The following is a 4,749-nucleotide window of genomic DNA, read 5'->3' on the forward strand; positions in this document are numbered from 1 at the left end:
CGCGCGGCGGGCCTGCGGGCGAGACGGCCCGGCGGCGGCGCGGCCGGACCGCGGTCGCGTCGGGCGCCTGGAAGAGCAGCGCCGTCGTGGGGACGCGGGGGGCGGACGCCGCCGGGGCCTCCTCGGCCGTCGTGGACTCGACGTCGGTGTCATCCGCGCCCGGAGCCTGCTCGGCGTCCTCGGGCTCGACGTCCGCGGGCGTGAGCTCAGCGGCCGCGACCGGCTCGACCACGGGCGGCTCGGGCGTGACGTCGGCGGGGGCGTTCTCGGCGGGCGCCTCGCCGCCGCGACGGCGCGACGCGCGGCGACTAGCGGGCCGGCGGCCCGTGACCGACGCGAGCTCGGCCATCACGTCGAGCGTCGGCGCCGCCTCGGCCGCGCTGGGCTCTGTCTCGGAGGGCTGGCTCGTGGCGGATCGGCTCGTGGTGGTCCGGCTCGTGGTGGTCCGGCTCCTCGCCGTCCGCCCCTTGGCGGGCTCGCCCGCGGTCGGCTCGGCGGGAGCCGGGGCCGCGGCCTCGACCGGGGCCGCCGCCTCGACCGGGGCCGCGGCCTCGACCGGGGCCGCCGCCTTCTTGGTCGCGCGCCGACGTGGCGCCTTGGCCGGCGTCTCAGCAGCGGGCTCGGCGGACGCCGGCCGGGGGGCCTGGCTGGGCTCCGAGGCGGCCGGCTCGGCTGCGACGACCCCGGCAGGCCGCGGCGGGGTACTCGGTGCCGTCTGGTCCGGCTGCGCGGCGTCCGCGGCCGCGACTGCGGGGGCGGTCTTGCGGGTCGCGCGGCGTCGAGGCGCCTTGGCAGCGGGACGTCCTGTGTCGCCGGCGTCGGCGGTGGCGTCCACGGGCGAGCTGTCGGACGAGTTGTCGAGGGTCACTCGCGGTACTCCAAGTGCCCGGGGGCCGTGGCCACACTCCACAGCGTCCCTCGGGCGGTCAGTCGTCACTCACGCGGGTGCGCGGCGACGGAAGTCGGTCGCGGCCGGCCGCAAGGGCGCGCGGCGCCGGCGCTCGCCTGCCCGGAGGGCGGTGGCGGCGCGGCTGCCGCGAGCGCGGTTGCGGCGAGCTAGCACAGTCGGTGGTCTGGGGTGCGGTGTGGACGCCCCTCGGAACCGGGGCAAGTATCGCACAGCGGGCTGCGGATGTGTGGTCCTGTGACACGCGACGTGCCGTCCCGCAGGGGCGCGAGGCCGGCGGTTCACCGCTCCCAGGGCGCGGCGATCGGGAAGTAGCGCTGCAGGAACTCGGTGACCCGCGTCGCCCGCTCGTCCGCGCCGACCTCGGGGACGCTGCCGTCGTTGAGGCAGAAGAAGTCCTGCGAGCGATTCCTCAGCAGGCGGTCCATCACCGCGAGCCCGGACCTGGAGGTGGTGTCGACGTACTTGACCTGGGCGTCGGTCTGCGTGACCGCCGACCCGGTCAGGAGGGCGTAGTAGTGGTAGAGCGAGTTTGTCACCGAGATGTTGTCCTTCGCGCGGAACCGGCTCGCGGCGGTCGCGGCGAACTCCGCGGCGAACACGTCCTCCATCTCGTGCAGGACGCTGCGGCGCAGCGGCGCCGGGCAGTGCTCGAGGTGGCGGGTCGTCATCGTGCCGAAGCGGTTGTGCAGGAGCCGGCGGTTGACGCGCGCCGCGTTCTCGAACCCGCTGCGCGAGAGGTCGTTGTCGCCGAGGCCGATGCGCGTGGTCGCCTCCACGAACTTGGTGACGCCGCCCGGCGAGAAGAACATCTCCGGCCCGACCGGCCGACCGAAGAACATGTCGTCGTTCGAGTAGAGGAAGTGCTCGGACAGGCCCTCGATGTGCTGGAGCTGCGACTCCACCGCCTGGGAGTTGTGGGTCGGGAGCACCGAAGAGTCCCGGAAGTGGTCCTCGCTCCGCACGATCGTGACGTCCGGGTGGTCGGCGAGCCAGTCCGGCGCGGAGGAGTCGGTGACGAGGAAGATGTGCCGGACCCACGGCGCGAACATGTACACCGAGCGCAGCGCGTACCGCAGCTCGTCGACGTGCCGGAAGCGGGCGTCGGAGTCGTCGCCCTCCCCGACGACGACGCCCTTCATCTGCGCGGCCCGTGCGGCGCGGTACTCGGGGCTGTTGCCGTCCACCCACGAGAACACGATGTCGATGTCGAACGCGATGTCCGAGGCGTGGTCCGCGAACATGGTCTCGATCGTCGGCCAGCTGTGCCCGTACCGCTCGACCGTGCCGCGCACGGCCTCGTCGGCCGGGAGGATCCGGCGGGTCACGGAGTTCTCGACCGGCAGCACGACGTCGGGCCCCTCCCACGACCAGAGCTCGAGCTGGAGACCGCCGGACGACCCGTAGGTGAGCCCGCCCTCCGGCTCGACCCGCGGCCGGTACAGGCGCAGGATCCGGGCCTTGTTCGAGAGCGCGAGCGAGCCGTCGGCCACCAGCAGCGCGGACCTCCCCCGCGCGTCGACGGTCATCGAGTAGAAGGGCTCGTCCTGGCACGCGGCGACCAGCGCCCGCCGCATCGCCTTCCGGTCCTGCCAGTCGACCGCCAGGACGGGACGCCGGGTGTTCCCGCGCACGAGCAGGTAGCCGATCCCGGCGTCGTCGAGCACGCCCCGGACGAACAGCAGGTCCTCGACCATCGCCTGAGACGGGGTCCGGTCGGTGTTGACGAGGGCGTACCGACCTTTGACCCGCACGACGTCGGACCGCGCGGCCAGGCGTACGACCGCGGCGTGCGACGTGACCTCGACGAGCTCGCGGTCCTGCTCCTCGGCCTCCGGCGCGCTCAGGTAGACGCCGGGTGGGGCGAGGGACTCGGTGATGGCTTCCTCCGCAACAGGATGGTGCTGGGGACTCATCGTAGAGTCCGCCCGCGGGCGGACCGTCGTCGAGCCCCACCGCCCCGGCGGCCGCCCCCCGTACCGTGTGGTCGAGACCGAACGGGAGGAGCGCGCCGTGACGACCGAGGAGCACGCGGTTCCGGCCGCACTGCGCGGGGCGACGGGGGCAGCGGGCGCAGCCGAGCTGATGCGCGCGGTGCTCGAGCTCGCCGCCGACCTGGACCTGCCCAGCGTGCTCAAGAAGTTCGTCGACGTCAGCACCGAGCTCACCGGCGCCAGGTACGGCGCGATGAACATCCTCGACCAGGAGGGCGCGTCGGTCACCTTCGTGCAGAACGGCGTCCCGGACTCGGCCGTGGCCCGGCTCGCGAGCTCGCCGCACGCGGTCGGGGTGCTCGGCAAGATCCCCGCGCACGGGGTGCTGCGGCTCACCGACCTGCGGGAGCACCCGGCGTTCCAGGGCTTCCCCCGGCACCACCCCCCGATGGGGTCGTTCCTCGGCGCCGCCGTGCGCGTGCGCGAGGAGGTCTACGGCGACCTCTACCTGGCCGAGAAGCCGGGCGGGTTCGACGAGGCGGACGAGGAGATCGTCATCGCGCTGGGCGCCGCGGCGGGCGTGGCGATCGAGAACGCACAGCTGTACGCCGAGGCCAACCGGCGCGAGCACTGGCTCGAGGCCGGCCAGCGCATCACGACGATGCTCCTCGAGGGTGCGGACGAGGAGGACGCGCTCGTCCAGATCGCGAGCTCGGCCCGGGAGATCGCCCGCGCCGACACGGCGGCGCTCGTGCTGCCCGGTCCGGACGGCGAGCTGGTCATGGAGATCGTCGACGGGCACTCCGCGGACGTGCTGCTCGGGCTCACCATGCCGCGCGACGGCCGGTCGTGGGCGGCCTACGGGAGCGGGCAGGGCGAGCTGGTGCCCTCCCTCGCCGCGGCACGCCGGCTCAAGCTGCCCCCGATGCGCCAGTTCGGCCCGGCCCTCTACGCGCCGCTGCGCACCGTCGGGCACAGCGTCGGGGTGCTCCTGCTGCTGCGCCGCGTCGGCTCCCCGCCGTTCGACCGGAGCGACCTGACGACGTCGCAGTCGTTCGCCGCCCAGGCGGCGCTTGCGTTCGTCCTCGCCGAGGCGCGCCACGCGCAGGACGTCGCCGCGCTGCTCGACGAGCGGGAGCGGATCGCGCGCGATCTCCACGACCTCGCGATCCAGCAGCTGTTCGCGACGGGGATGCAGCTCGAGTCCGCACGCCAGCGTGCCCGCGGCGGCATCGACCCTGCCGAGCTGACCGCGATCATCGAGCAGTCGCTCGACAACGTGGACTCGACCGTGCGCCAGATCCGCGCCATCGTGCACGCGCTCCGCGACCCCGACGCGGCGGGCTCGCTCGTCGAGCGTCTGCGCAGGGAGTCGTCGCTCGCCCGCACGGGCCTCGGGTTCGCGCCCTCACTGGTCATCACGTTCCGGGGGCGCGTCGTCGACTCCGCGCAGGACGAGCAGGGCGACGTCGACGCGATCGACGAGGTCGTCCACCCCGACCTCGCGGACGACGTCGTCGCGGTCGTGCGCGAGGGCCTGGCCAACGCCGCCCGGCACGCCCGCGCGTCCTCAGTCGCGGTGCGGGTCACGGTCCACGGCACGGCACCGGCCGGGACGGTGCACGTCGAGGTCGAGGACGACGGCGCGGGGCTCGCCGAGGCGCGGGAGCGCCACTCGGGGACGCAGAACCTCGCGACCCGGGCCCGTCAGCACGGCGGGACCTTCAGCCTCGGCAGCCCGCCCTCGGGGCGCGGGACGCTGCTGCGCTGGCAGGCGCCACTCGGCTGAGCATTTGAGCGCCCTGCGGGCGCATCGTGGGTGGGGAAGATGGCGCTGGGATGTGGCGGTTGCCTCGGGCTCGCCGGTGGGTTCATCGTGGTCGGGTCGGTCCCGGTCAACGCCGGAAC

The 4,749-nt window shown here is 74.4% G+C and carries 2 protein-coding genes and 1 pseudogene; 1 reads left to right on the forward strand and 2 read right to left on the reverse strand.

Features of this window, described 5'->3' with window-relative positions; all coding sequences use genetic code 11:
• Both HIR71_RS16055 and HIR71_RS16060 read right to left on the reverse strand, forming a co-directional pair.
• A pseudogene (locus tag HIR71_RS16055) lies at nt 1–868 on the reverse strand (hypothetical protein); the annotation flags it as partial.
• A 320-nt stretch (nt 869–1,188) separates the two neighbouring features.
• Nucleotides 1,189–2,823, reverse strand: a complete 1,635-nt coding sequence (locus tag HIR71_RS16060; RefSeq protein WP_169326070.1) for a stealth family protein — start codon at nt 2,821–2,823, stop codon at nt 1,189–1,191.
• 97 nt (nt 2,824–2,920) lie between these two features.
• On the opposite strand from HIR71_RS16060, the gene HIR71_RS16065 reads away from it, so the two are divergent.
• A complete protein-coding gene (locus HIR71_RS16065; protein WP_311836331.1) occupies nt 2,921–4,630 on the forward strand; it encodes a GAF domain-containing sensor histidine kinase in 1,710 nt (569 codons plus the stop codon).
• The last annotated feature ends 119 nt before the right edge of the window (nt 4,631–4,749 follow it).

Source organism: Cellulomonas fimi, assembly GCF_012952065.1.
Classification (GTDB): domain Bacteria; phylum Actinomycetota; class Actinomycetes; order Actinomycetales; family Cellulomonadaceae; genus Pengzhenrongella; species Pengzhenrongella fimi_A.

Excerpts from the sequence above, each read along its gene's own strand:
- HIR71_RS16060 (WP_169326070.1), bottom strand. The coding sequence starts at position 2,823 with ATGAGTCCCCAGCACCATCCTGTTGCGGAGGAAGCCATCACCGAGTCC.